Here is a 23,017-nt window from a genome sequence, read left to right on the forward strand (position 1 = left end):
AGAGGGGGTTGGCTAGCTGGTGTGTTCAGCGAGTGGGGTCGAGAACGAGCTTGCCGACGGTCCGGCGGGCCCGCATGTCTTCGTGGGCGGTGGTGATCTCGGACAGGGCGTAGTCGCCACCGAGGATCGGCCGCAGCTTGCCCTCCTGGACCAGACCGAACAACTCCGTAAGCGGGTCGCCGATCATGCCGGGAACCTTGAAGCAGTCCGCCAGCCAGAAACCGGCGATGGTCTTCGAGCCCTTCATCAAGCGGCCCGGCGCGATCGGCTCGGCCTGCTGACGCGACGCGGCGCCGAAGGTGGACAGCCGGCCGAAGGTGGCCAGCGCGTCGAACGACTCGTCGAAGGTCTTGCCGCCGACCATCTCGAGCACGATGTCGACGGGCTTGCCGTCGTTCGCCTCGATGATCCGGTCCTTCAGGCCCTCGGGGTCGCCGTCGATCGCGACGTCCGCACCGAGGTCCAGGATCTGCTTGCGCTTCTCCTCGGTGGAGGCGGTCGCGATGACGCGTCCGGCACCCCACAGCTTCGCGAGCTGGATGGCGAGCGAACCGACCCCACCGGCACCGGCGTGGATCAGCACGGACTCCCCCGGCTGCAGGTTCGTCGAGGTCTTCAGCAGGTGCCAGGCGCTCGTGCCCTGCACGATCAGGGCGAGCGCGTCGGCGTCACTGACGCCTTCCGGTACGTCGAACGTCGCCAGCCCGTGGGCCACCGCCTTCTCCGCATACCCGCCCGTACCGACCAGCGCGACGACCCGGCGGCCGTCCTGGGTGTGACCGACGACCTCACCACCCGGCGTCAGCGGCAGTTTGGCCTTCGACAGGTAACTGTTCTCGACTTGGTGGGTGTCGGCGTAGTTGACGCCGGCCCGGTCGACGGTGATCAGGACCTGGCCGTCACCTGCCACCGGATCCGCGATCTCCACCACCTGCAGAACCTCTGGTCCACCGAACTCACTGATCTGTACCGCTCGCACCTTCGCGCTCCTTCCGGTTGCTTCCTCTACGCTGTACTATACACCGTACGTTATAGGTTCACACGTGTGAGATGGGAGACAGGCCGATGCCAGCCAGCCGGACCAGGACGCCGCGGAACACGCTCAGCCCCGACCTGATCGTGCAGACCGCGCTCAACCTGATGGAGGCCAACGGCACCGATGCCTTCAGCCTGCGCGGTCTGGCGGGTGAGCTGGGTGTCGGCCCGATGGCGCTCTACACCTATTTCCGTAACAAGGATGACCTGTACGACGCCGTCCGCGACCACCTGATGGCGCTCGTGCCCGGCGTCCCGGCCGACGTACCGTGGCCGGACCAGGTCCGCGCCGTCTGCCGTGGCCTCCGCGCCCTGATGCTGCAGCATCCTTGCCTTGCGCAACTACTCGCGAGCCGCCCGCTGAGCGGCCACGAGACCGCCCGGGTGGCCGAGGGCCTGCTCGGCGTCCTGCGGTCCGCCGGGTTCGACGCCGAGTCCGCGGCCCGCACGCACACCACGCTGTTCACCTATGTGCTCGGCGCGACGTCCTGGGAGATCCAGATGGCGGCCGAGCGCCGTGACCCCGAGGCCTGGCGCCGGTTGCGGACGACGATGGAGTCGCTGTCGTCGCACGAGTTCCCGACGGTCGTGGAGCTCGCTCACGAACTGGCCCGGACGACAGGTGGCGACGACCAGTTCGACTACGGGCTGGACGTGTTGCTGGCCGGGCTCGAGGTCAGAAGACCATCGTGACGATGGCGACGACGCCGATCACGACGATGAGCACACGCAGGCCCGTCGGCGGCAGCTTGCGGCCGTAGCGGGCGCCGACGAAACCACCGATCGTCGAGCCGACCGCGATCAGCCCGGCCGCCAGCCAGTCGACGTCCGCCACGATGATGAACAAAATCGCGGCGACGCCGTTGACGACCGTGGCGAGAACGTTCTTCAGGCCGTTCATCCGTTGCAGGTTCGCGTCCATGCCGATGCCGAGGATCGCCATCAGCAGCACGCCTTGGGCAGCACCGAAGTACCCGCCGTAGACCCCGGTCAGGAAGACGGCCGGTATCACCCACCAGGCGCCGCGATGGGTGTGCGCCGGGAGGCTGATGCGCTTCGAGAGCCACGGTTGCAGGGCGACCAGGAGACAGCCGAGCAGGATCAGCCCGGGGACGACGGCCTTGAAGGCCGAACCGGGGAGCTTGAGCAACAGGACGGCGCCGACGATGCCGCCGACGAGCGAGGCCGGGATCAGCCGTAGCAGCCGGCCACGCTGGCCTTCGAGTTCGCGACGGTAGCCGATCGCGCCGGCCGCGGTACCGGGTGAGAGGCCGATGTTGTTGCTGACGTTGGCCAGGATCGGCGGCAGGCCGACGGCAAGCAACGCGGGGAAGGTCAGCAGCGTGCCCGAACCCACCACCGCGTTGATCGTGCCCGCGCCCATTCCCGCCACCAGGACGAACAGCGCCTCGAACCATGTCATCGTCGCAAGACTCTACGCACCGGACGGACGTTTCAGTTCACCAGTCCGGTTCGTGGGCGGGAAACGTCACACGGCCCAGCTCTATGAGCCGGGCCGTGTGTTAATCCGTAGTACTGATTTGTCAGCGCTCCTGCGGAGGGCCGTCCTGCACCGGTGAGGTCTGCACGGGAGCCGACGTGACCGCCGGCGGTGCTGCCTGCTGGGCGCGGTTGCCGACTGCCGCGTTCTGCGCGGCCGCGATGGCTTCCTGTACTGCGTTGTCCGCCTCGGCCACTGCAGCGTCCGGCGTTGCCGCCGAACCGAGACCGCTGTCGACCTCCACCGCCTGCGAGCTGCCCAGGTCGGGCTCCGGGAACGGACCCTCGGCCTTCTGGGTGATCCCGGCGATCTGGCCGACGGCGCTGCCGAGGCCCTCCATCGCCTTGCCGATCTCGCTCGGGATGATCCACAGCTTGTTCGAGTCGCCTTGAGCGATCGACGGCAGCATCTGCAGGTACTGGTACGCGAGCAGACCCTGGTCGGGCTTGCCGGCGTGGATCGCGTTGAAGACGGTGGTGATGGCCTGCGCCTCACCCTGTGCCTTCAGGATCCGGGCCTCCCGCTCGGCCTGCGCGCGCAGGATCCGGGACTCCCGGTCACCCTGCGCGGTGAGGATCGCGGACTGCTTCTGGCCCTCGGCCGACAGGACGGCCGACTGGCGCATACCCTCGGCGGTCAGGATCGCGGCGCGCTTGTCGCGGTCCGCGCGCATCTGCTTCTCCATCGAGTCCTGGATCGACGGCGGCGGGTCGATCGAGCGGAGCTCGACCCGGTTGACCCGGATGCCCCACTTGCCGGTCGCCTCGTCCAGGACGTACCGCAGCTTCTCGTTGATCTCCTCGCGCGACGTCAGCGTCTGCTCGAGGTCCATGCCACCGATGATGTTTCGCAGCGTGGTCATGGTGAGCTGCTCGATCGCCTGGATGTAGTTGGAGATCTCGTAGGTCGCCCGCACCGGGTCGTTGACCTGGAAGTAGATGACGGAGTCGATCGACACCATCAGGTTGTCCTCGGTGATGACGCCCTGCGGCGGGAACGCGACCACCTGCTCACGCATGTCGATGGTGTAGCGGACCTTGTCGACGAACGGGGTCAGCAGGTTCAGGCCGGGCTGCAAGCCGACCTTGAACTTCCCGAACCGTTCCACGATGCCCACGGTCTGCTGTTGCACGACCCGGACTGACTTGATCAGTGTGACGACCACCAGTAAGGCGACCAATGCCAGCACTATGAGGAACGCGGTCACGTGACCCTCCCACTCGAAGAACCCTCAGGACGGACAGTCTTTCCTATCGACGGGCCACCCGAGGCAACGGTTCCCTCACGATCCGGGAACCCTTCAGGTGGGGTGTCGCTGGCAACGATGTCCGTACTTCCGACAGTACTTCGAGGCGACGGTGGCGCAACCGCGCCACACCAGCGACCAGCGGCGCGGTTAGGAGTCCTTCGGCTCGGGCTTCTCGCGGAGCTCGGGGAGGGTGTGGTCGATGGGCCCGGCGATCGGGTAGACGACGGCGGTGGCGCCGTCGATGGACATCACCTCGACGCGGGTGCCGGGCTCGATGGTGGAGGTGTCGTCGTACGGGCGGGCGGTCCAGAGCTCGCCGTTGAGTTTGATCGAGCCGCCGCCGTCGGGGTGGATCTCCTTGACGACCACACCGCTGCGGCCGATCACGTGCGCCGACCCGGTCTTCAGCTCGACGCCGTGGTGGATCTTGCGGACCAGCAGCGGCCGGATGGCGGCCAGCATCGCGGCCGCGGTGATCAGGCCGACGACGATCTGGAGCCAGAGCAGGTGCGGGAACAAGGCGCCCACGCCGGCCGCGGTGATCGCCCCCGCGGCGAGCATCAGCAAAGTGAAGTCGAGCGAAGCCAGCTCCGCCAGAGCGAGCGCAGCGGCGATTCCGAGCCACGCCGCCCAGACGTTGTCCCGCAGCCAATCCATCATCTGCCAACTCTATCCGCGTTCGGGACCTCAGGCAGGTCCATCACCAGTGTGACGCGCGAAACCAGCCCCCGGACTCCCCTTACGTCCGAAGAAGTGGGTACCACGTCTCACCAGTTCTTCGGACGTAAGCGCAGGCCAAGGCTGGTCAGAGGGCGCGGGCGAAGTAGCGGCCGTCCTGGTGGTCGAGGCTGAGGGCGAGGTCGAAGGTGTCGCTCAGGGTCTCGGCCGTCAGCGCCTGCTCGATCGGGCCAGCGCTGACGATGCGGCCCTTCTTCAGCAGCAGCGCGTGCGTGAAGCCCGGCGGGATCTCCTCGACGTGGTGGGTGACGAGCACCATCGCGGGCGCGCCTTCAGCGGTCGCGATCGAGCTGAGCGACCGGACCAACTGTTCGCGACCCGTAAGGTCCAGCCCGGCCGCCGGCTCGTCCAGCAGCATCAGCTCGGGGTCCGTCATCAACGCGCGGGCGATCTGCACCCGCTTGCGCTCGCCCTCGGACAGCGTCCCGAAGGTGCGGTCGCTCAGATGACCGATGCCGAGCTCGGTCAGCAACTCCTTGGCCCGCTGGTGGTCCAGCTCGTCGTACTCCTCGCGCCAGCGCCCGAGTACGGCGTACGACGCGGAGACGACCACATCGGACACCCGCTCCGACTTCGGCAGCCGGTCGGCGAGTGCGGCGCTGGTCAGCCCGATCCGCGGTCGCAACTCGAAGACGTCGACCGCGCCGACCACCTCGCCGAGCAGCCCGACCACGCCGGTCGTCGGGTGCATCTGGGCCGCGAGGATCTGGAGCATCGTCGTCTTGCCGGCTCCGTTCGGGCCGATCACGACCCAGCGGTCGGTCTCCTCGATGGACCAGTCGACGCCGTCCAGCAGCAGCGCGCCACCACGCACGATCGAGACACCGGCCAGCTCCGCCACTGCAGTCATGGACCAAAACCTACGGGGTCGCCCGGAACGCCCGACGGCCACCCTGCCGTCTCACGTCGTCAACCAAGGAAGGGAGGTTGGCAGGAGGGGTCGTCCCATGCGGCTGACGCCGACCCTGCTGTGTCGGGACAACAAAGCAAGGATGGGATGATGGCAGATGTGCTGACCACTGCCGCCTCGGTGCGTTTCACCGTGTGGACGAACGCGATGCTGACCGGTGCCTGCGACCCGGACACGGCCGCGCACAAGATCCTGGGCGAGGACGTCGGGCACCACGTGTCCGGTCTCGCCGGGCATCCCGAGCCCACCACGTTGCCGGTGGCCCTCAACCTGTTGCGCGCGGCCGGCGCGACCCAGGCTCACCTCGCCCTGCCGATCCCGGGTGACCCCATCGGGCTGGCCGGGCCGCCGACGTTCAACGAGGCAGCGCTCGAGACGGGCGAGGCCGTAGTACTGACCGGTGCGGAGATCGGGCTCGTACCGGCGTACGTCGGTCCGGCGGTGCAGTGGACCGCGTTGCGGGCGACCAGTCCCCTGCCGGCCGACCTCGGTGAGGCCGATCGTGGGTTGCGGGCCGCGTTGATCCAGGCGGCCGAGTCGCTAGCCGCGCTCGACGTCGCCAAGTGGAAGCCCGAGGTCGCGGACGCGCTGATCGATATCCGCAAGATCGGTTCGGGCAAGGGCGACGACCTTGCCCCCGGCTACGAAGCGCGGGCCGTGAAGGCTGCCGCCACCGCCCGTCGCTGCCTGGCCATCGCCGACGCCGCTCTGGAGGACGACGGCGCCGCTCTCACCGGAGCCGAGGCCGATGCCCGGCGTCGTGCGCTGACCGAGCTGGCCGCGGCTGCCCGGCGCGCTCTTGTCGCGGCATGTGGACCGCCCACCTCCCGTTAACAATTCATCGGTAGCCTGGGGCCTTGACATGACAGGACAGGCTGAGCACGAGACGTCGATAGCGGACCGCCCCACCCTGCTGGTCACTCTGACCGGTACGGACCGGCCAGGTCTGACCTCCGCAGTACTGTCGATGCTCGCGCTCCGCGGGCTCGACGTGATCGACGCCGAGCAGGTCGTCCTGCGAGGCCGGCTGGTCCTCGGCGTGCTGCTGTCGGCGCCGCGTGACCACAAGGAGCTCAAGAAGGAGCTCAAGGCGCTCGCCGAGAACCTCGAGGTCGAGATCGACCTGAAGAAGGGGTTCGGTGACAACGAGCCGCGGCGCAAGGGCCGGACCCAGGTGACCGTGATCGGCAGCCCGCTGACCGCGCAGGGCTTCGCCGCGATCGCCGGCCGGATCGCCGACACCGGCGCCAACATCGACCGGATCAGCCGGATGGCGCGCTATCCGGTGACCGCGATGGAGATCGCGGTGTCAGGTGCCGACCCGGACTCGCTGCGGAAGGTGCTCGCGCTCGAAGGCGTCGTCCAGGGCCTCGACGTCGCAGTACAGCCGGGTGGTCTGTACCGGCGGGCCAAGCGGCTGATCGTGATGGATGTCGACTCGACCCTGATCCAGGGCGAGGTGATCGAGATGCTCGCGGCCCATGCCGGGCGGCTCGAGGAGGTCGCGGCGGTCACCGAACAGGCGATGCGCGGCGAGCTGGACTTCGCCGATTCGCTGCGGAGCCGGGTCGCGACGCTCGAAGGGTTGCCGGAGTCGGCGCTCGACGAGGTCTTCCAGGCGATCGAGCTGGCACCGGGCGCGCGCACGCTGGTACGGACGCTGAAGCGCCTCGGGTACCAGTTCGCCATCGTCAGCGGTGGCTTCAGCCAGATCACCGACAAGCTCGCCGCGGAGCTCGGCATCGACTTCGCCGCGGCCAACGAGCTCGAGGTCGTCGACGGCAAACTGACCGGCAAGGTGGTCGGCGACATCGTCGACCGGGCCGGCAAGGCAACCGCCCTGCGCCGCTTCGCGGTGACTTCCGGTACGCCGCTGTCCCAGACGGTCGCGATCGGCGACGGCGCCAACGACCTCGACATGCTCGCCGCCGCCGGTCTCGGCATCGCCTTCAACGCCAAGCCTGTCGTCCGGGCGGCCGCCGACACCCATGTGAGCGTTCCCTACCTCGATACGATCCTCTATCTCCTCGGCATCAGCCGCGAAGAAGTAGAGGCCGCCGACGCGGACGCCGGACACCTCGGCTGAGTTCCGGGTTGCGGTACAAGGCTCGCGAGGTGAGGATCGGCTTTTGTGCCTACTCCCCCGGTGATGCCTGCTGGATTCAGTTGCCGAGCCGCCACCACGGCTGACGCCAAAACGATCAGCCGGCTGGCGGAGATCGCGCTGGACGAGGTCGAGGCGACGTTGGAGCGGCCCGGGCTGGACGCTTCCGTCGACACGCTGGTGATTCTCGAGCCGGCCGGTGACATCGCAGCCTGGACGTACGTTCGGGGCCGGCGCTCGCAGGTCGACGTCGGACCGTCATACCGCGGGCTCGGCCTGGGCAGCAGCCTGCTCGACTGGGCCGAGGCGCGCGCTGTCGAGATCGACGGGGAATGGCTCGCACAGACGGTCGACGACGAGGACCACGCCGGTACTGCGCTGTTGCGGGCCCGCGGCTACGACGTACTGGCGACCAACTGGAAGCTGACGATGCCGGCGACCGAGAACCCGGCGCTGCCCGACCTGCCCGACCTGCCCGCCGGGATCACCATCCGGCCGTTCTCCGCCGAGGACCGCCAGGCGGCGTACCTGGTGATCCAGAATGCCTTCGACGACTGGCAACCGCGGCGATGGGGCTACGAAGAGTGGGCCCGGATGAGCGTCGAGCGCTCCAGCTTCACGCCCGAGCTCTCCCCGGTGGCCTTCGCCGGTGACGAGCTCGTCGGGGCCGCGATCTGTCTGGCGCTGCCGGATTCCGACGCCGGGAGCGTCGAGCAGCTCGCCGTTCGCCGGGACCTGCGCGGCCAGGGAATCGCCCGGGCGCTGCTCGCGCACGCATCGCACGGCTTCTCCCGCCAGGGTCGCCCCAACCTCACGATCTGGACGCACTCCGGAACCGGGGCGCTGGCGATGTACGAGCGGCTCGGGATGACGGTCGAGCACAGTACGACGGTCTTCAGCCGCAAACTCTGACGAGCGGGGAACGTTCCCTGACGCCAATGCGGTGACGAAGCGTTGACAGCGCGACATGAGAGCGCTCCCATGAGCGTAATCACCTGCCCGGCGCCGTTCTGGTGAAGGCGCTCGGCCCCCGCCCGTGGAGGTCATCCATGCGTTCCCGCCCCAACAAACCGTCCACCCGCCGCCGAACCATCCTGAGCGCCCTGCTCGCTCCCCTCCTCGTCGCGACCGCCCTGACCGTCGCGGCCCAGGCCAGCGTGCCGCCACCGGCCGCCGGCTGGACGACGGTCTGGAGTGACGACTTCAACGGCACGAACGGCACACTGCCGTCCGGCGCCAACTGGATCATCGACACCGGCCACGCCTATCCGGGCGGCCCCGGCAACTGGGGCACCGGCGAGATCCAGAACTACACCAACAGTACGAACAACCTCGCCCTCGACGGCACCGGCAACCTCAGGATCACGCCCCGCCGCGACGGCGCCGGCAACTGGACGTCGGCCCGGATCGAGAGCCAGCGCAGCAACTTCAGGCCCCCGGCCGGTGGCGTGGTCGCGATCGAGAGCCGGATCCAGATGCCCAACGTCACGGGCAACGCGGCGCTCGGCTACTGGCCCGCGTTCTGGGCGCTCGGCGCGCCGTACCGGGGCAACTACTGGAACTGGCCCGGTATCGGCGAGTTCGACATCATGGAGAACGTCAACGGGATCAACTCGGTCTGGGGCGTGCTGCACTGCGGCGTGAACCCGGGCGGTCCGTGCAACGAGACCAGCGGCCTCGCGAACAGCCGCGCCTGCCCGGGCACGAGTTGCCAAGGGGGCTTCCACACGTACCGGTTCGAGTGGGACACGAGCATCTCGCCGAACCAGTTCCGCTGGTACGTCGACGGCCAGCAGTTCCACTCGGTCAGCCAAGGGCAGTTGCCGGCCGACACGTGGAACAGCATGACCTCACACGCCGGGTACTTCATCCTGCTGAACGTCGCGATCGGCGGCGCCTTCCCGGATGCCCTCAACGGTCCGACACCGCGCGCCGAGACCGTCCCCGACCGCCCGATGGTGATCGACTACGTCGCCGTCTCGACCCGAGGTGGCGGTGGCGACCCGACCACCCCGCCCACTACGCCGCCCACCAACCCGCCGGGTGGTGGTGGCAGCGCCTACAGCACCATCCAAGCCGAATCCTTCACCCAGCAAGGCGGCGTCGCAACCGAGACGACCACTGACTCAGGTGGCGGCCAGAACCTCAAGCAGGTCGGCAACGGCGACTGGGCGCTCTATCCGAACGTCGACTTCAGTAGCTCCGCAGCCCATCAGTTCACCGCCCGGGTGGCATCGGGAGCCGCCGGCGGGGTGAGCGGCCTGGTGGAGGTACGGCTCGACAGCAGGACCAACGCACCGATCGGCAGCTTCGCCATCGCCAACACCGGCGGCTGGCAGACCTGGCGCAGCGTCCCGGCCAATATCAGTGCGGTGACCGGGGTCCACAACGTCTACCTGACCTTCACCAGTGGCCAACCGGCCGACTTCGTCAACGTCAACTGGTTCACCTTCGGCCACTGAGATGCGGGCAGGTGGCGCCGGGCCTGTCCCGGCCCGGCACCACCTGCTTGCTACGCGTCGATCTGGGCTGTGGCCGGAGCCGCGACGGTGACCGGGTCACCGAACTTCGTGTAGAGCGTCGAGATCGTCGAGGTACCGAAGGTGAAGTCGAGCTTGCGCGGCAAGGAGTCGTCGCCGACCAGCACCGTGACGGGGATGACCTTGAGCTTCTCTTCGGCGACCACGTCGGGCGTCAGGTACTCACCGAACGCCTTCCCGGCGGCAGCCTTCGCCGCGTCGATGGTGATCGTGTAGGCCGTCGTCGGTACGCCGTCGACGGTCGGCCCGGCGGCGGAGCTGAACTTCGTCGCGTAGGCCGTCCCGGCGAGGAACTCGTGAGTCAGCGCCGGGACCGTGAGGATCTTCATCAGCGCACCGGTCAGCGGCGCCATCGGATCCTTCGACGCGGCCTTCGGATTCCATGCCTTCCACGGCTTCGCGGGGGTGTCGGTGATCCCGTCGCCCTTGCCGTAGAAGGTGCCGCCGATCCGCCGCGCCGACGAACCGTCGCTACTGACCACGGACACATCCGTACCGCCCGAAGCCACCTTCACGTCGGACGTGTACGTCAGCGGGCCGTCCTCGTCGGTCATCGTGGTGACCGAGTGGAAGGTGCTCTTGGCCAGCATCGCGGCCTGGACCTTCGAGACGAAGTCGGTCTGGGACAGCGCCGTTGCCGTCGTTGCCGTCGCAACCGTCGTCGGTGGCGTCGAGGACTGGCCGACAGCCGGAGGCTTCGCTTCGTCGGAGCCACCGCAGGCAGCGGCCGACATCATCGCCGCGGCAACCACCAACGGCATCAGGAGTTTCTTCACCGACGCAGGATGCCACAGGCAACAACTCTCCGTGGCGGAATTGCAGCTTGTTGCAACGGCTTCAGTGCAGTTCGGCGTGCGTGGTGCCCAAGGTGAGGGCTTCGCCACAGTGTTTGCAGATGAGTTCGAGGTCCAGCGGCGAACCGCAATCGTGTTTCAGTACTGCGGCGCGCGGCGGGTCCAGCCACTTCGCCGCCGAGCCGGTACGCCGTCGGCGCCGCCGTGAACTCCAGCTTCCGTCAACTCGGCGCCGTCCTCGGTGTGAGCATCCTGGTCGCCATCCTGGGCTCAACTCGCGACCTCACGGTCTACGACCGGGCCTGGTGGTTCCTGGCCGCCACCGGCGCCGGCAGCGCGCTCGTGTGGCTCGTACCCAAGGCTCGCGCCCAGCACTCCGAGTGACCAAGGCGGGCTGAAGGGGGTCCAGCGCTTATTCTTCGGCTATGTCTGAACAGCAGGGTGGGGTGACGACGAGCGGGCCTGGTGCCTTGTTCGCCATCGGTGGGGCCGAGGACAAGCTGAAGAAGCGGCTCGTTCTGCAGGAGTTCGTCGAAGCGGCGGGCGGGTCGAAGGCGCGGATCGTGGTGGTTCCGACCGCGTCGGCGCTCGGAACCGACGTGATCGACGTCTACTCCGCCCTCTTCGCCGCGCTGGGTGCGGCGAACGTGGTCGGCGTCCGGCCGGAGAACCGGGAGGACGCCGACGACCCCGCCTTCATCGAGCCGCTGAACGAGGCGACCGGAATCTTCATGACCGGCGGTAACCAGCTCAAGCTGAGCGGTGTCGTCACCGGTACCGCGTTCGGCCGGGCCGTCACCGCAGCCCACGCCCGGGGAGCCGCCGTCGGTGGCACGTCGGCCGGCGCGAGCATCCTCGCTGAGCACATGATCGCCTTCGGCCGGTCCGGTGCCACTCCTCGCCAGCGCATGAGCCAGCTGGCCGGCGGGCTCGGGCTGGTTCAGGGCGCGATCGTCGACCAGCACTTCGCCCAGCGGAACCGGTACGGGCGCCTCCTCTCGCTCGTCGCCCAGTCTCCGGGGCTGCTCGGGATCGGCGTCGACGAGGACACGGCGGCCGTAGTACGGGGATCTCACCTGGAGGTCGTCGGGCGTGGCGCCGTGACGATCTTCGACGGCAGCCGGATCACGTCCAACGCGCACTATGCGAGCCGGTCCGAGGCGATTCTCGCGTCCGGGGTCGTACTGCACGTACTTCCCGCGACTGCGACCTTCGATCTGAAGGCGCGGGTGCTGTTGTCCTACGGGCCGCAGCCGCCGGCCGAGGAGATCGCCTCCATCGAGGCGGCCGAAGCAGACCTGCGCAAGCTCGCCAAGGAGATCGCCGCTGAGGGCGTGTCCCCCGCGTACTACGCCGAGCGCAAGCGGCGGGCGGGCCGGCGGACGGCGAAGGCGGCCGATCCCAGCAAGAAGGCGGCGGCGTCGAGGAAGTCCAGATCGTCGGCGGCGATCCAGTCCAGACCGGAGGCGACCGAGCCTCTGAGCGCGGGCGCCGAACTCAGCCGACCAGATACCGACCCCGCAACAGGGCCACTAGCAGACAGTGGGAACGCATGACGGATACCGCCCCCGACCAGACCCACGGCACGCCGAGCCCGGACCTGAAAGTCATCGAGACGCGCGTCTACCGCGGCCCGAACATCTGGAGCTACGACCCGGCGATCCATCTGGTCGTCGACCTGGGTTCGCTGGAGGACTTCCCGTCGAACACGATCGACGGCTTCACCGAGCGGCTGCTCGAGTACCTCCCCCGGCTGGACCAGCACCACTGCTCACGCGGCCGCCGCGGCGGCTTCATCGAGCGGCTGCAGGAGGGGACGTGGCTCGGGCACATCGCCGAGCACGTCTCGCTGCAGCTGCAGCAGGAGGCCGGCCACGACATGCGGCGCGGCAAGACCCGCCAGGTCAAGGGCGTGCCCGGCCGGTACAACATCATCTACTCGTACGCCGACGAGGGCGTCGGCCTGGCCGCGGGTGAGCTCGCGATCCGGTTCGTGAACTACCTGGTCCAGCCGACCGAGGACTTCGACTTCACCACCGAGCTGGAGAAGTTCATCCGGCAGGCGGAGCGGAGCGCCTTCGGGCCGTCGACGCAGGCGATCGTGGACGAGGCGGTGTCCCGCGACATCCCGTGGATCCGGCTGAACAAGTACAGCCTGGTGCAGCTCGGTCAGGGCGTGCACGCGAAGCGGATCCGGGCGACCATGACGTCCGAGACCGGCTCGATCGCCGTGGACGTGGCCGGCGACAAGGACCTCACCACCAAACTGCTCGCCTCCGCCGGTCTGCCGGTACCGCGGTCCGCCTCGGTCCGTGAGGTCGAGGAAGCCGTCTCGGCGGCGAACAAGATCGGCTATCCCGTCGTCTGCAAGCCGCTCGACGGCAACCACGGCCGCGGTGTCTGCCTGAACCTGCAGGACGCGGACGCGGTCCGGGAGGCCTTCCCGATCGCGGCCGACCAGTCGCGCCGCGGTTCGGTGATCGTGGAGAGTTTCGTCACCGGCAAGGACTACCGCTGCCTGATCATCAACGGGCGGATGGAGGCCATCGCCGAGCGGGTACCGGCGCACGTGGTCGGTGACGGCGTGCACACCGTCGCCGAGCTGGTCGACATCACCAACGCGGACCCGCGTCGTGGCGTTGGCCACGAGAAGATCCTGACCCGGATCACGGTGAACTCCGCCGCGCGTGAGCTGGTGAAGTCCCAGGGCTTCGAGATGGACGACGTGCCGCCCGAAGAGACGATGGTGAAGCTCACCCTCACCGGCAACATGTCCACCGGTGGGATCTCGATCGACCGGACCTTCGAGGCGCACCCGGAGAACGTCGAGATCGCCGAGGAGGCGGCCCGGATGATCGGGCTGGACATCGCCGGGATCGACTTCATCTGCCCCGACATCACCCAGCCGGTCCGCGAGACCGGTGGCGCGATCTGCGAGGTGAACGCGGCACCTGGCTTCCGGATGCACACCAACCCGACCATCGGTGATCCGCAGTACATCGCGAAACCCGTCGTCGACATGCTCTTCCCACCGGGCGCGACCAGCCGGATCCCGATCATCGCGGTGACCGGCACGAACGGCAAGACGACCACCTCGCGGATGATCAGCCACGTCTTCAAGGGGATGGGCCGCAAGGTCGGGATGACGTCGACCGACGGCATCGTGATCGACGAGCGGCTGGTGATCCGGTCGGACGCGTCCGGGCCGAAGTCCGCCCGGATGGTGCTGCAGAACCCGCGGGTCGACTTCGCCGTGTTCGAGGTGGCTCGCGGCGGGATCCTGCGGGAGGGTCTCGGGTACCAGCGCAACGACGTCGCCGTGGTGCTGAACATCCAGCCGGACCACCTGGGCATGCGCGGCATCGACACGCTGGAGCAGTTGGCCGACGTCAAGGGCGTGCTGGTCGAGGCGGTTCCGCGCAACGGGTTCGCAGTACTGAACGCCGATGACCCGCTGGTCCGGAAGATGCGCCGGAAGTGCTCGGGCGAGGTGGTCTGGTTCAGCATCGCCGAGCCGGGCAGCGAGGTCCGGGAGTACATCGAGGGGCACTGCCGGCGCGGTGGCCGTGCGGTCGTCCTGGAGCGCTCCGACCTGGGCGACATGATCATCATGAAGCACGGCCGGCGCTCGATGCAGCTGGCCTGGACGCACTTGCTGCCGGCAACGTTCGGCGGCCGGGCGATGATGAACGTGCAGAACTCGATGGCCGCCGCGGCCGCCGCCTTCGCCGCGGGCGCGCCGCTGCACGACATCCGGCAGGGCCTGCGGACGTTCAGCACCTCGTACTACCTGTCCCCCGGCCGGTTGAACGAGATCGACGTCGACGGGCGCACCGTGATCGTCGACTACTGCCACAACGCCCCAGCGATGCGGATGCTCGGCGACTTCGTCGACAAGCTGGGCGAGAGCCTGAACGCCTCGTCCGAGCTCGGCCGCTCGTCGCGGATCGGTGTCATCGCGACGGCGGGCGACCGGCGCGACGACGACATGCGCGAGCTGGGCGAGGTCGCGGCGCACCACTTCGACGTGGTGATCGTCCGCGAGGACGCCCGGCTGCGCGGCCGCGAGCGCGGCAGCACGGCCGAGCTCGTCACCGAGGGCGTCCGCGCTGCGATGGAGAAGGGCGCGCGCTGCCGTCAGGTCGAGACGGTGCTGGAGGAGCTGACCGCTGTTCAGCACGCACTGTCCCGGTCGAACCCAGGCGACCTGGTCGTGCTCTGTGTGGACCAGCACCAGCAGGTGCTGTCCCACCTCGAGTCCGTGTCCCACCTCGCACAGGCCGGCGCCCGCTCCGGCGACGAGGGCGGCGACCCGGACTTCGTGAAGCCGGACGAGTCGGAAGCTGACCAGTCAGCGGAGTAACCGAATCGTGAGCGGGGACACACGGGGTGTCCCCGCTCTTCCGGGAACTCGGATGGCCGAAGCGTCGTTGGCCTGTCCGTGAAGACGAAGCTGCTGATGGCCGGTCTGGCCGTCGCCCTGCCCCTCCTGGTGTCCTCCTGCGGCGCCTCCGATACCAAGGCCCCGACCACCCAGGCCGCGGTGACCACCCCCGGCGTGCTCGTCGAGGACGCCTGGGTGCGCGCGACGGTCGGGTCCAAGGACACCACGATGACGGCGGCCTTCATGTCGCTGACCAACCCGGGCAAGAGCGACATCTCGTTGACGTCGGCAACGTCTCCGGTGGCCGGCCTGGTGCAGCTCCACGAGATGGCGATGAAGGACGGCAAGATGGTGATGCAGGAGAAGGCCGGTGGCATCAAGGTGCCCGCCGAGTCACACGCGCACCTCGCGCCGAGCGGTGACCACGTCATGCTGATGGGGCTCAAGCAGCCGCTCAAGCCGGGCGACGAAGTACCGGTCACGCTGAAGTTCTCCGACGGCTCCACGCACGATCTGACCGTGCCGGTGAAGGCGTTCACCGAGGAGGAAGAGCACTACCACCCGTCGACCACGCCCAGCCCCACCCCTTGACCGGTCGTCCGTCCCGGCGGCAGCTCTTCGGGTACGCCGGAGTTGCCGCCGCGGGCGCCGCCGTCACTGGTGGAGCCGTTGCGCTAGGCAACAATACCGCCTCGCAGTCCGTTTCGGCGGTCGTTGGCCGAGACATCAACCCGTACGGCGACCACCAGCCGGCCATTGCCGCGCCGGCACCGAAACATGCCGAGCTGGTCGCTTTGACCCTGCTGCCGGGCATCGACAAGGCGGCGCTCGGCCGGTTGATGCGGCTGTGGACCAGCGACATCGTTGCCCTCGGCGCAGGTCGTCCAGCTCCCGGCGACACGGCTCCCGAGCTGGCCGTTCCCGGTGTCGCGCTGACCGTCACGGTCGGCTTCGGACTGAAGGTGTTCACGCTGCCGGGTCTCGCTGCGTCGAGGCCGCACGGGTTCAGCGACGTACCGGTGATGTCGCATGATCGGCTGCAACCAGGGTGGACCGGTGGCGATCTGCTGGTGCTGGTGGGTGCGGACGACGCGGTGTCGGTCGTACACGCCGTACGGCGGCTGGTGGCCGATGCAGCGCCGTTTGCGAAGCCGTTGTGGCGGCAGACCGGGTTCTGGAACGTGACCGGGCCTGATGGTCAGGCCGTCACCGGGCGAAATCTCTTCAACCAGGTCGACGGCACCGGCAATCCCGCGCCGGGCACTCCGGACTTCGACAGCACGGTCTGGGCACCCGACGGTGGTACGACCCTGGTCGTCCGGCGGATCAGCCTCAACCTGGACACCTGGGACGAGCTGACGCGCTCCGAACAGGAGCGCGCGGTTGGCCGCAAACTGTCCAACGGCGCGCCGCTGACCGGTACGGCCGAGCACGACGAACTCGACCTGTTAGCCCGCGACGCCGACAACCAACTGGTGATCGCCAAGAACGCGCACGCGCGCCTGTCCCACCACTCCGAGAACGACGGACGGCGGATCTTCCGCAAGGGCCTCAACTACGTCCAGGACACCGGCGCCACCCGCGAGTCCGGCCTCATCTTCCTCAGCTACCAGGCTGACCTGGTCAGCCAGTTCCTCCCCCTGCTGGCCCGCCTCGACGCCGCGGACGCCCTCAATGAATGGACCACCACGATCGGCTCAGCCGCCTTCGCAATCCCACCGGGATTCCACGAAGACGGCTGGCTGGCCCAGAAGCTCCTCGCCTGACCTACCACCTTGTGCACCACCTGAGCGGATCGCTCGCGGCAGGATGCTCACGTGGCGCACAAGGCGAGAGCCGGCGAGCGGCTGACGCCCCACGGAAGGGCGCCCAAGGTCGGAACGGTGTCGTTTGGGGGGTTAACCCCTGAGGTGGTGGGTTGCCTGCCCGGGTTCTGAGCAGGCAACCCACCGTTTGAGGGGTTACCCCCTCAAACGACGGGGTTCCGCCTTGGTGGCAGCGGGTGAAACCCCCTGGTGGGGGCGGGAGGAGGGCGAGTCAGGCGCCGCCCGGCTGAGTGTTAGCCCGCGCGGAAGCTGAGGAACTTGGTGCTTGGGTAGCTGTGGAAGTTGCCGGCGGGCTCTACCGACGCGATGCCGGTGCAGTTGGCGGTGCGGTACAGGTAGATGTCCTTGGTGCTCCAGTTGAAGAGTGCGCCGGGGACGAAGGGCAGCACGGTGCAGGAGGTACTCGGAGCGGGGTACTGCACAGTCTTGCCGCTGAAGCTGGTGGTTTCGTAGAAGCAGGCGATGCCTTGGACACAGGCGGTCGAGGCCGACTGGTCCTGGTACGCCGAAGCTGGGGTGATGCCGACCGCGACGACGGCGGCCGCTGCGGTGGCTCCGAGAGCGAGGCGAAGTTTCACGAGGGGTCCTCCGGGAAGATGGGCGGTTTCCCTGACACCCGAAAGCCTATAGTTGAGATTTCACTAAAGCGGTTTTAGCGGCGTGCCGGAAGCAGTCGCCGCTTCGGGTCCTCGCGGTCGATCCAGTCGAGGTCGTCGGACAGCACCGCGTCGTTGCTCCGGCCGTCGTCGACGGTGGGCGGCGGAGGCGGCGGTGGCAGCGCGCGGACCTTGAGGGCGACCATCGGGATCGCGAGCAGCACGGCCAGCGCCAGCCAGGGCCAGTACTCCCGCAGCAGCGGCTCGAAGCCGTCGAAGAACGCGTCGGTACCGGCGTTGGCGATCACGTCGGTCGGCTTGCCTTTGGCCGCTGTCACCGCCTGGAGGCCCTCGACGACCGCGAACGACGCCAGGTAGAACGCGGTCAACGGCAGCCAGAAGTACGCCGATCGCCAGCCGCGCCGCCAGCAGGCGACGTACAAGAGGATGGTCAGGCCGACCGTGACGAGCAGCCCGTTGAGCTGCCACAGCCAGCGCCAGTCCTGCAGTTCATCGGCCGGGCGCAACGCGTACCAGGCGACCGGCACCGACAAGGCGAACGCCGCCAGCACCGTACTTCGGGTGCCCAGGGCACCGAAACCCGCGCCGACAACGCTTGCCACCAGCAACGTCGCCAGCAAACCCTTGTCCGACAATGAATAGTCACTCAGCCACCAGGAGCCCCCGGCAACGATCAGGATCAGTGGTGCCGCGATCCGGACGCGGCCGACGATCAGGCCGGCCAGCACTCCCCCGGTGAATCCGCCCAGGACGAGCAGATCCAGCCGGGTCCCGACGAAAGTGGTCGAGCCTGACGGCAGCCCGTTCAGGTAGGTCGGCGCGAAGCCGGCCACGAACCAGGCGACCACCGCCGCTGGTATCGACCACAAATAACGCATGTAACCCCGATCCGCCCCGGGCGGTGGGGTCCCGGGGATCAGTGCTGTGCTCGTTCGACCTTCGCCTTCAAGGTCTCCGGGTTATCGACGGTAGCCCCCTCGGACCGCAACCAGGCGTCAAGACTCGCCCGATCCTGCAAAGCCATCACCGCGACCACGTCACCGGCCTGCGCTTCGCGGACCAGCGCCTGGGCCGCCTCGAGTTCGGTCGGGAAGGACGGTACGTCGTCGACGCCAACCGAACTGGCGCCTTCGCGGAAGACGGCCTCCAGTTCCTCCGGCGGCCGGCCACGCAGGTACTCGCCCTTGTGCCCGATCACCACCCGGTCCGCGCCGCGGGCGCCGATCGCACCCATCGCGACGACCATCTCGTCGGCCCGGTCACCGGGCGAGCCGAGTGCCAGCAGCAGCCGCCCACTCGGTTGACGGACGCCGTTCATGATCTCCAGCAGCGCTTCCAGGCCGGCCTCGTTGTGGGCGAGGTCGATCACGACGGTGAAGTCGCGGACGGAGTACATGTTCATCCGGCCCGGGTTGTTCTCGGCCGGGGAGAACGTGCTGAGCCCCTCGATCACCGCGGCGCGCGGCAGCCCGAGGCCGAGGGCGGCCGAGGCGGCGGCGAGCGCGTTCTCGACGTTGTAGTGCGACAGCCCGGACAGCGTCATCGGGACGTCGACGACCTTCAGCAACGGCTCGGCGTCGCTGGACTGGTCGAGCACGGTGATGAACCCGTCCAGCACCGTCGTCGCGCGGCCACCCTCGTCGAGCACGCTGCGGATCGACGGCGAGTCGGGGTCGCGGGAGAACACCCAGCACTTGGCCGGCGAGTCGAGCCGCATCGCGAACGTTCGCGGGTCGTCACCGTTGACCACGCACCAACCGCGCGGCCGGGTGATCTTGGTGATGACCGCCTTGACCTCGGCGAGCTGGTCCACGGTGTCGATCCCGCCCAGGCCCAGGTGGTCGGCGGTCACGTTGGTGACGACGGAGACGTCGTTGTAAGCCACTCCGACACCGCGACGAAGGATGCCGCCGCGCGCGGTCTCGGTGACAGCCAGCTGGACGCCCGGCTGGGACAGCACCTGACCGGCACCGCTAGGCCCGGAGAAGTCGCCGTACTTGACCAGCTCGCCGTCGAAGTACACGCCGTCGGTGCTGGACCAGCCGACGTGCAGGCCGGCCGCGCGGCCGATGTGCGCGATCATCCGCGAGGTGGTCGTCTTGCCGTTCGTGCCGGTGACGGCGACGACGGGGATCTTCGGCCGCAGCGTCGGCGGCGAGTTACCGGCCGGCTCATTGCGGACCCGGTCGCCGACAGTCGCCACCAGCTCGGGCAGCTCCTCAGAGCCAAAGGCATCGACCACCTCGACGATCGCCTCGCCGAGCGCCCGGGCGCGCCCTTCATGCGCCCACGGGAACGCCACCACGAGCCGGTGCACATCGGTCTCGGACCGGACCCGTACGCCGATCCGCCCGATCCCCGCCTCGCGCGCGATCCGCCGGACGATGTGCCCGACGACCCGGACGGCGAATCGCTGCCGGAACCCCGACCCGATCCGCCCGGGGCGGGTCGCACCGAGCCCGAGCGCCTGCCCGTAGGCCTTCGCGGCCGGCGCCGGCGCGTCGATGAGTGCCGTCAGGTCGAGCGTGAGCTTGACCGCCGCCCGGCTGAAGTACAGGTTGGCGCCGTCCAGAACGCGGAGCTCTACCAAGGAAGTGGTCAGCACTAGGCACCCATCGCGTGAAAGCCGCCGTCGACGTGGATGATCTCGCCGGTGGTGGAGGGGAAGAAGTCACTGAGCAGAGCGACGATCGTCTTGCCGGTCGGCTCCAGGTCGGACGGGTCCCAGCCCAGCGGTGCCTGCTCCAGCCAGGGACCCTCGAACTTCTCGAAGCCCGGGATCGCCTTCGCGGCCAGCGTCTTCAGCGGACCCGCTGAGACCAGGTTGCAGCGGATCCCAAGAGCGCCCAGGTCACGCGCGAGGTAGCGCGAGGTCGACTCCAGCGCCGCCTTGGCGACCCCCATCCAGTCGTAGCCCGGCCAGGCCACGGACGCGTCGAAGGTCAGCCCGACGATGCTGCCGCCACTGCTCATCAAGGGCGCACACGTCACCGCGAGAGACTTCAGGCTGTACGCCGAGACGTGCACCGCGCGCGACACGTCGTCCCACGGACCCTCGAGGAACTTGCCACCGAGGATCGTCTCCGGGTTGCCGTAGGCAATGGAGTGGACGACGCCGTCCAGGCCGTCGACGTGTTCGCGGATCGCGGCCGGCAGCGCGGCCAGGTGGTCGGCGTCGGTGACGTCCAGCTCGATCACCGGCGGCGTGACGGGCAACCGGCCCGCGATCCGTTTGGTGATACTCAGCGCCCGGCCGAAGTTGGAGATCAGCACCGTGGCGCCTTGTTCCTGCGCCACCTTGGCGGTCGCGAAGCCGATCGAGGAATCGAGCGTCACGCCCGCGACCAGGATCCGCTTGCCGTCGAGGATGCCCACCGGCATTGCCTTCCTTCTAAAAAAGTGGTCTCAAAAGAAGTAGTTAGTTGCCCATGCCGATGCCGCCGTCGACGGGGATCACCGCGCCGGTGATGTACCCGGCTTCGTCCGAGCTCACCCAGCGGACGACCTTGGCGATCTCCTCGGGCAGCCCGAAGCGGCCGAGCGGGATCTGGCTCAGGTACTGCTGCTGGGTCTCTTCCGGCAGTACGGCGGTCATATCGGTCTCGACAAAGCCCGGCGCGACCACGTTCGTGGTGATGCCGCGGCTGCCGAGCTCGCGCGCCATCGAGCGCGCCATCCCGATCAGGCCGGACTTGCTGGCGGCGTAGTTCACCTGGCCGGGTGAGCCGAGCATGCCGACCACCGAGGAGATGAAGACGATCCGGCCCCGGCGCAGCCGCAGCATGCCCTTGGCCGCCCGCTTGGCGACCCGGAACGAGCCGGTCAGGTTCGTCTGGATGACGGCGTCCCAGTCGTCGTCTGACATCCGCAGCAGCAGGGTGTCGCGGGTGATACCGGCGTTCGCGATCAGTACCTCGACCGGGCCGTGCTCGGCCGCGATGGTGTCGAAGGCGGCATTCACCTGCTCGGTGTCGGTGACGTCGCACTTGACCCCGAGGAAGCCTTCCGGCGGCTCACCGCTGCGGTAGGTGACGGCGACCTGGTCGCCCGCCTCTTTGAAGGCGGTCGCGATGGCCAGGCCGATGCCCCGGTTGCCGCCGGTGACCAGTACCGATCTCGCCACGTTCCATCTCCTCACAGAAGTCACTTCAGCCGTTGGACGGCGCTGCCGCACGAACGGTATCGCCCGCCCCCGCCGGTACTGCGAACCGGGCGGCCCCGGCGGCTCGCAGTACCCGTCCCGCGACCAGCCGGAGTCAGGAGTCTTCGAGCCGGAAGCCGACCTTCAGGCCGACCTGGTAGTGGTCGATCGCGTTGTCGATGATGTGGCCGCGGATCTGCGTCACCTCGAACCAGTCCAGGTGCCGCAGCGTCTCACCGGCCCGGCTGATCGCGTTCGTGATCGCCGCGTCGACGCCCTCCTTGGAGGTACCGACGAGCTCGGTGACGCGGTAGGTGCGATCGGTCATGGCTGTTCCCCTTCGCCTGGGTACGCCACAACTTATGCCACGGCGTACCGTTGGGTGTTGGTGAGGAGAATAGATGCCACAGCGTCGTAAGCGGGGTCGTGAGCGGGCGGACGCGACAGTCATCTCGGTGACCAGCGCGCAGCCCGGCCGGTCGGAGGAGCTGGAGAGCAGGATCTTCCGGTACGCCTGGATGATGTCGCTAAGGGTGGTCTGTTTCGTGGGCGCCGTCATCACCCCTTCGCCGTGGCGCTGGATCCTGCTCGTCGGGGCCGTCTTCCTGCCGTCGGTGGCCGTCGTACTGGCCAATGCGCGGCAGACGAAAGAGGTATCCGGCGCCGAGGTCTACGTACCGCCGGCCCGGCCCGAACTGGGTCCGGATCACGACACCGAAAAGTGATCTGCGTCGGGACTGGATTCTCATGACGGATCCGTGTCAGAATCTGCGTGCTCTGAAGTTCACAGCTGGAATTCAGGGTCTTGATGCGGCGTCGGACGGCTCCCCCCGTGGCTGTCCGACGTCGCTTCATTTTGCCCAGGCTATTGATAATTGAGTGGTCAGGAACAATTGCCTGTACTGACCTGAATGACACCTGGGAGACCCTGCTGTGAGCGAAGAAGCACTGCCGTCCGTCTGCTCTGCAAGGGGATGCGGCAAACCGGCCACCTGGGCGCTGTTGTGGAACAACCCGAAGATCCACACCCCCGACCGGCGCAAGACCTGGCTGGCCTGTGACGAGCACAAGGACAGCCTCTCCGACTTCCTCGGCCGGCGTTCTTTCCTGCGCGAGGTCGAGCCTTTCCTACTGCCGTAACTGCGCCATCGGTCCGCGTTACACCGGAAAAAGTAAAT

24 protein-coding genes are annotated in these 23,017 nt (G+C 68.3%); 12 read left to right on the top strand and 12 right to left on the bottom strand.

Translation table 11 applies throughout. The features are described from left to right. Positions 1 to 25: 25 nt before the first annotated feature. Positions 26 to 979 (bottom strand): zinc-binding dehydrogenase, encoded by a 954-nt coding sequence (locus G3I17_RS13925; RefSeq protein WP_164596440.1) that lies wholly within the window; start codon positions 977 to 979, stop codon positions 26 to 28. 86 nt (positions 980 to 1,065) lie between these two features. On the opposite strand from G3I17_RS13925, the gene G3I17_RS13930 reads away from it, so the two are divergent. Continuing rightward, positions 1,066 to 1,728, top strand: coding sequence for a TetR/AcrR family transcriptional regulator (locus tag G3I17_RS13930; RefSeq protein WP_164596441.1), 663 nt, complete (start codon positions 1,066 to 1,068; stop codon positions 1,726 to 1,728). Here the strand turns inward: G3I17_RS13930 and G3I17_RS13935 are convergent. From G3I17_RS13935 to G3I17_RS13950, 4 genes are all read right to left on the bottom strand, one after another. Further along, positions 1,712 to 2,458, bottom strand: a complete 747-nt coding sequence (locus G3I17_RS13935; protein WP_164596442.1) for a sulfite exporter TauE/SafE family protein — start codon at positions 2,456 to 2,458, stop codon at positions 1,712 to 1,714. The two genes, G3I17_RS13930 and G3I17_RS13935, sit on opposite strands and share 17 nt — an antisense overlap. Before the next feature lie 121 nt (positions 2,459 to 2,579). Further along, entirely contained in the window at positions 2,580 to 3,743 is a 1,164-nt protein-coding gene (locus G3I17_RS13940) for an SPFH domain-containing protein (RefSeq protein ID WP_164596443.1), read from the bottom strand. Between the two features lie 189 nt (positions 3,744 to 3,932). Further along, positions 3,933 to 4,445 (bottom strand): NfeD family protein, encoded by a 513-nt coding sequence (locus tag G3I17_RS13945; RefSeq protein WP_164596444.1) that lies wholly within the window; start codon positions 4,443 to 4,445, stop codon positions 3,933 to 3,935. Between the two features lie 145 nt (positions 4,446 to 4,590). Further along, positions 4,591 to 5,373 carry an ABC transporter ATP-binding protein gene (locus tag G3I17_RS13950; RefSeq protein WP_164596445.1) on the bottom strand — a complete coding sequence of 261 codons (783 nt, stop codon included), beginning with the start codon at positions 5,371 to 5,373 and terminating at the stop codon, positions 4,591 to 4,593. Positions 5,374 to 5,523: 150 nt separating this feature from the next. On the opposite strand from G3I17_RS13950, the gene G3I17_RS13955 reads away from it, so the two are divergent. The 4 genes from G3I17_RS13955 (at position 5,524) to G3I17_RS13970 (ending at position 9,999) form a co-directional block, all read left to right on the top strand. Continuing rightward, positions 5,524 to 6,267: a hypothetical protein gene (locus G3I17_RS13955; RefSeq protein ID WP_164596446.1), complete on the top strand. Its 744-nt coding sequence runs from the start codon at positions 5,524 to 5,526 to the stop codon at positions 6,265 to 6,267. Between the two features lie 28 nt (positions 6,268 to 6,295). Continuing rightward, positions 6,296 to 7,519, top strand: a complete 1,224-nt coding sequence (gene serB, locus G3I17_RS13960) for a phosphoserine phosphatase SerB (protein ID WP_164596447.1) — start codon at positions 6,296 to 6,298, stop codon at positions 7,517 to 7,519. A gap of 45 nt (positions 7,520 to 7,564) precedes the next feature. Continuing rightward, the gene (locus tag G3I17_RS13965; protein ID WP_203590176.1) at positions 7,565 to 8,449 is read left to right on the top strand and encodes a GNAT family N-acetyltransferase; all 885 of its coding nucleotides are present in this window, start codon (positions 7,565 to 7,567) and stop codon (positions 8,447 to 8,449) included. 137 nt (positions 8,450 to 8,586) lie between these two features. Then, on the top strand, positions 8,587 to 9,999 hold the full coding sequence (locus tag G3I17_RS13970) for a glycoside hydrolase family 16 protein (RefSeq protein WP_164596448.1): 1,413 nt from the start codon (positions 8,587 to 8,589) through the stop codon (positions 9,997 to 9,999). A gap of 50 nt (positions 10,000 to 10,049) precedes the next feature. Here the strand turns inward: G3I17_RS13970 and G3I17_RS13975 are convergent, their stop codons facing one another. Continuing rightward, a complete protein-coding gene (locus tag G3I17_RS13975; RefSeq protein WP_164596449.1) occupies positions 10,050 to 10,853 on the bottom strand; it encodes a hypothetical protein in 804 nt (267 codons plus the stop codon). A gap of 222 nt (positions 10,854 to 11,075) precedes the next feature. On the opposite strand from G3I17_RS13975, the gene G3I17_RS13980 reads away from it, so the two are divergent. The 5 genes from G3I17_RS13980 (at position 11,076) to G3I17_RS14000 (ending at position 17,021) form a co-directional block, all read left to right on the top strand. Next, entirely contained in the window at positions 11,076 to 11,255 is a 180-nt protein-coding gene (locus G3I17_RS13980) for a hypothetical protein (RefSeq protein WP_164596450.1), read from the top strand. Positions 11,256 to 11,296: 41 nt separating this feature from the next. Beyond that, on the top strand, positions 11,297 to 12,427 hold the full coding sequence (locus tag G3I17_RS13985; protein ID WP_164596451.1) for a cyanophycinase: 1,131 nt from the start codon (positions 11,297 to 11,299) through the stop codon (positions 12,425 to 12,427). After that, positions 12,424 to 15,234, top strand: a complete 2,811-nt coding sequence (gene cphA, locus G3I17_RS13990; protein WP_164596452.1) for a cyanophycin synthetase — start codon at positions 12,424 to 12,426, stop codon at positions 15,232 to 15,234. Before G3I17_RS13985 ends, cphA begins: the two co-directional genes overlap by 4 nt. A gap of 78 nt (positions 15,235 to 15,312) precedes the next feature. Continuing rightward, complete coding sequence (locus tag G3I17_RS13995; protein WP_203590177.1) at positions 15,313 to 15,846, top strand: copper chaperone PCu(A)C; 534 nt, start codon at positions 15,313 to 15,315, stop codon at positions 15,844 to 15,846. Beyond that, complete coding sequence (locus G3I17_RS14000) at positions 15,843 to 17,021, top strand: Dyp-type peroxidase (RefSeq protein WP_164596453.1); 1,179 nt, start codon at positions 15,843 to 15,845, stop codon at positions 17,019 to 17,021. The genes G3I17_RS13995 and G3I17_RS14000 overlap by 4 nt, the downstream gene beginning before the upstream one ends. Positions 17,022 to 17,314: 293 nt before the next feature. On the opposite strand, the gene G3I17_RS40720 is transcribed toward G3I17_RS14000, so the two are convergent. From G3I17_RS40720 to G3I17_RS14030, 6 genes are all read right to left on the bottom strand, one after another. After that, positions 17,315 to 17,659, bottom strand: a complete 345-nt coding sequence (locus tag G3I17_RS40720) for a peptidase inhibitor family I36 protein (RefSeq protein ID WP_164596454.1) — start codon at positions 17,657 to 17,659, stop codon at positions 17,315 to 17,317. A gap of 74 nt (positions 17,660 to 17,733) precedes the next feature. After that, a complete protein-coding gene (locus G3I17_RS14010; protein ID WP_164596455.1) occupies positions 17,734 to 18,576 on the bottom strand; it encodes a hypothetical protein in 843 nt (280 codons plus the stop codon). A 38-nt stretch (positions 18,577 to 18,614) separates the two neighbouring features. Continuing rightward, positions 18,615 to 20,303 (bottom strand): Mur ligase family protein, encoded by a 1,689-nt coding sequence (locus G3I17_RS14015; protein ID WP_203590178.1) that lies wholly within the window; start codon positions 20,301 to 20,303, stop codon positions 18,615 to 18,617. Beyond that, complete coding sequence (gene fabI / locus G3I17_RS14020; protein WP_164596456.1) at positions 20,303 to 21,079, bottom strand: enoyl-ACP reductase FabI; 777 nt, start codon at positions 21,077 to 21,079, stop codon at positions 20,303 to 20,305. The genes G3I17_RS14015 and fabI overlap by 1 nt, the downstream gene beginning before the upstream one ends. A gap of 37 nt (positions 21,080 to 21,116) precedes the next feature. Then, positions 21,117 to 21,821 carry a 3-oxoacyl-[acyl-carrier-protein] reductase gene (gene fabG, locus G3I17_RS14025; protein WP_164596457.1) on the bottom strand — a complete coding sequence of 235 codons (705 nt, stop codon included), beginning with the start codon at positions 21,819 to 21,821 and terminating at the stop codon, positions 21,117 to 21,119. Between the two features lie 133 nt (positions 21,822 to 21,954). After that, positions 21,955 to 22,167: a dodecin gene (locus G3I17_RS14030; RefSeq protein ID WP_164596458.1), complete on the bottom strand. Its 213-nt coding sequence runs from the start codon at positions 22,165 to 22,167 to the stop codon at positions 21,955 to 21,957. 73 nt (positions 22,168 to 22,240) lie between these two features. Between G3I17_RS14030 and G3I17_RS14035 the strand changes: the two genes are divergently transcribed. Further along, positions 22,241 to 22,564 carry a DUF3099 domain-containing protein gene (locus G3I17_RS14035; RefSeq protein ID WP_164596459.1) on the top strand — a complete coding sequence of 108 codons (324 nt, stop codon included), beginning with the start codon at positions 22,241 to 22,243 and terminating at the stop codon, positions 22,562 to 22,564. Between the two features lie 208 nt (positions 22,565 to 22,772). Beyond that, positions 22,773 to 22,979, top strand: a complete 207-nt coding sequence (locus tag G3I17_RS14040; protein ID WP_164596460.1) for a hypothetical protein — start codon at positions 22,773 to 22,775, stop codon at positions 22,977 to 22,979. Positions 22,980 to 23,017 lie beyond the last annotated feature (38 nt).

The sequence above is a fragment of the Streptomyces sp. SID13031 genome (assembly GCF_010548305.1).
Lineage (GTDB): Bacteria > Actinomycetota > Actinomycetes > Propionibacteriales > Kribbellaceae > Kribbella.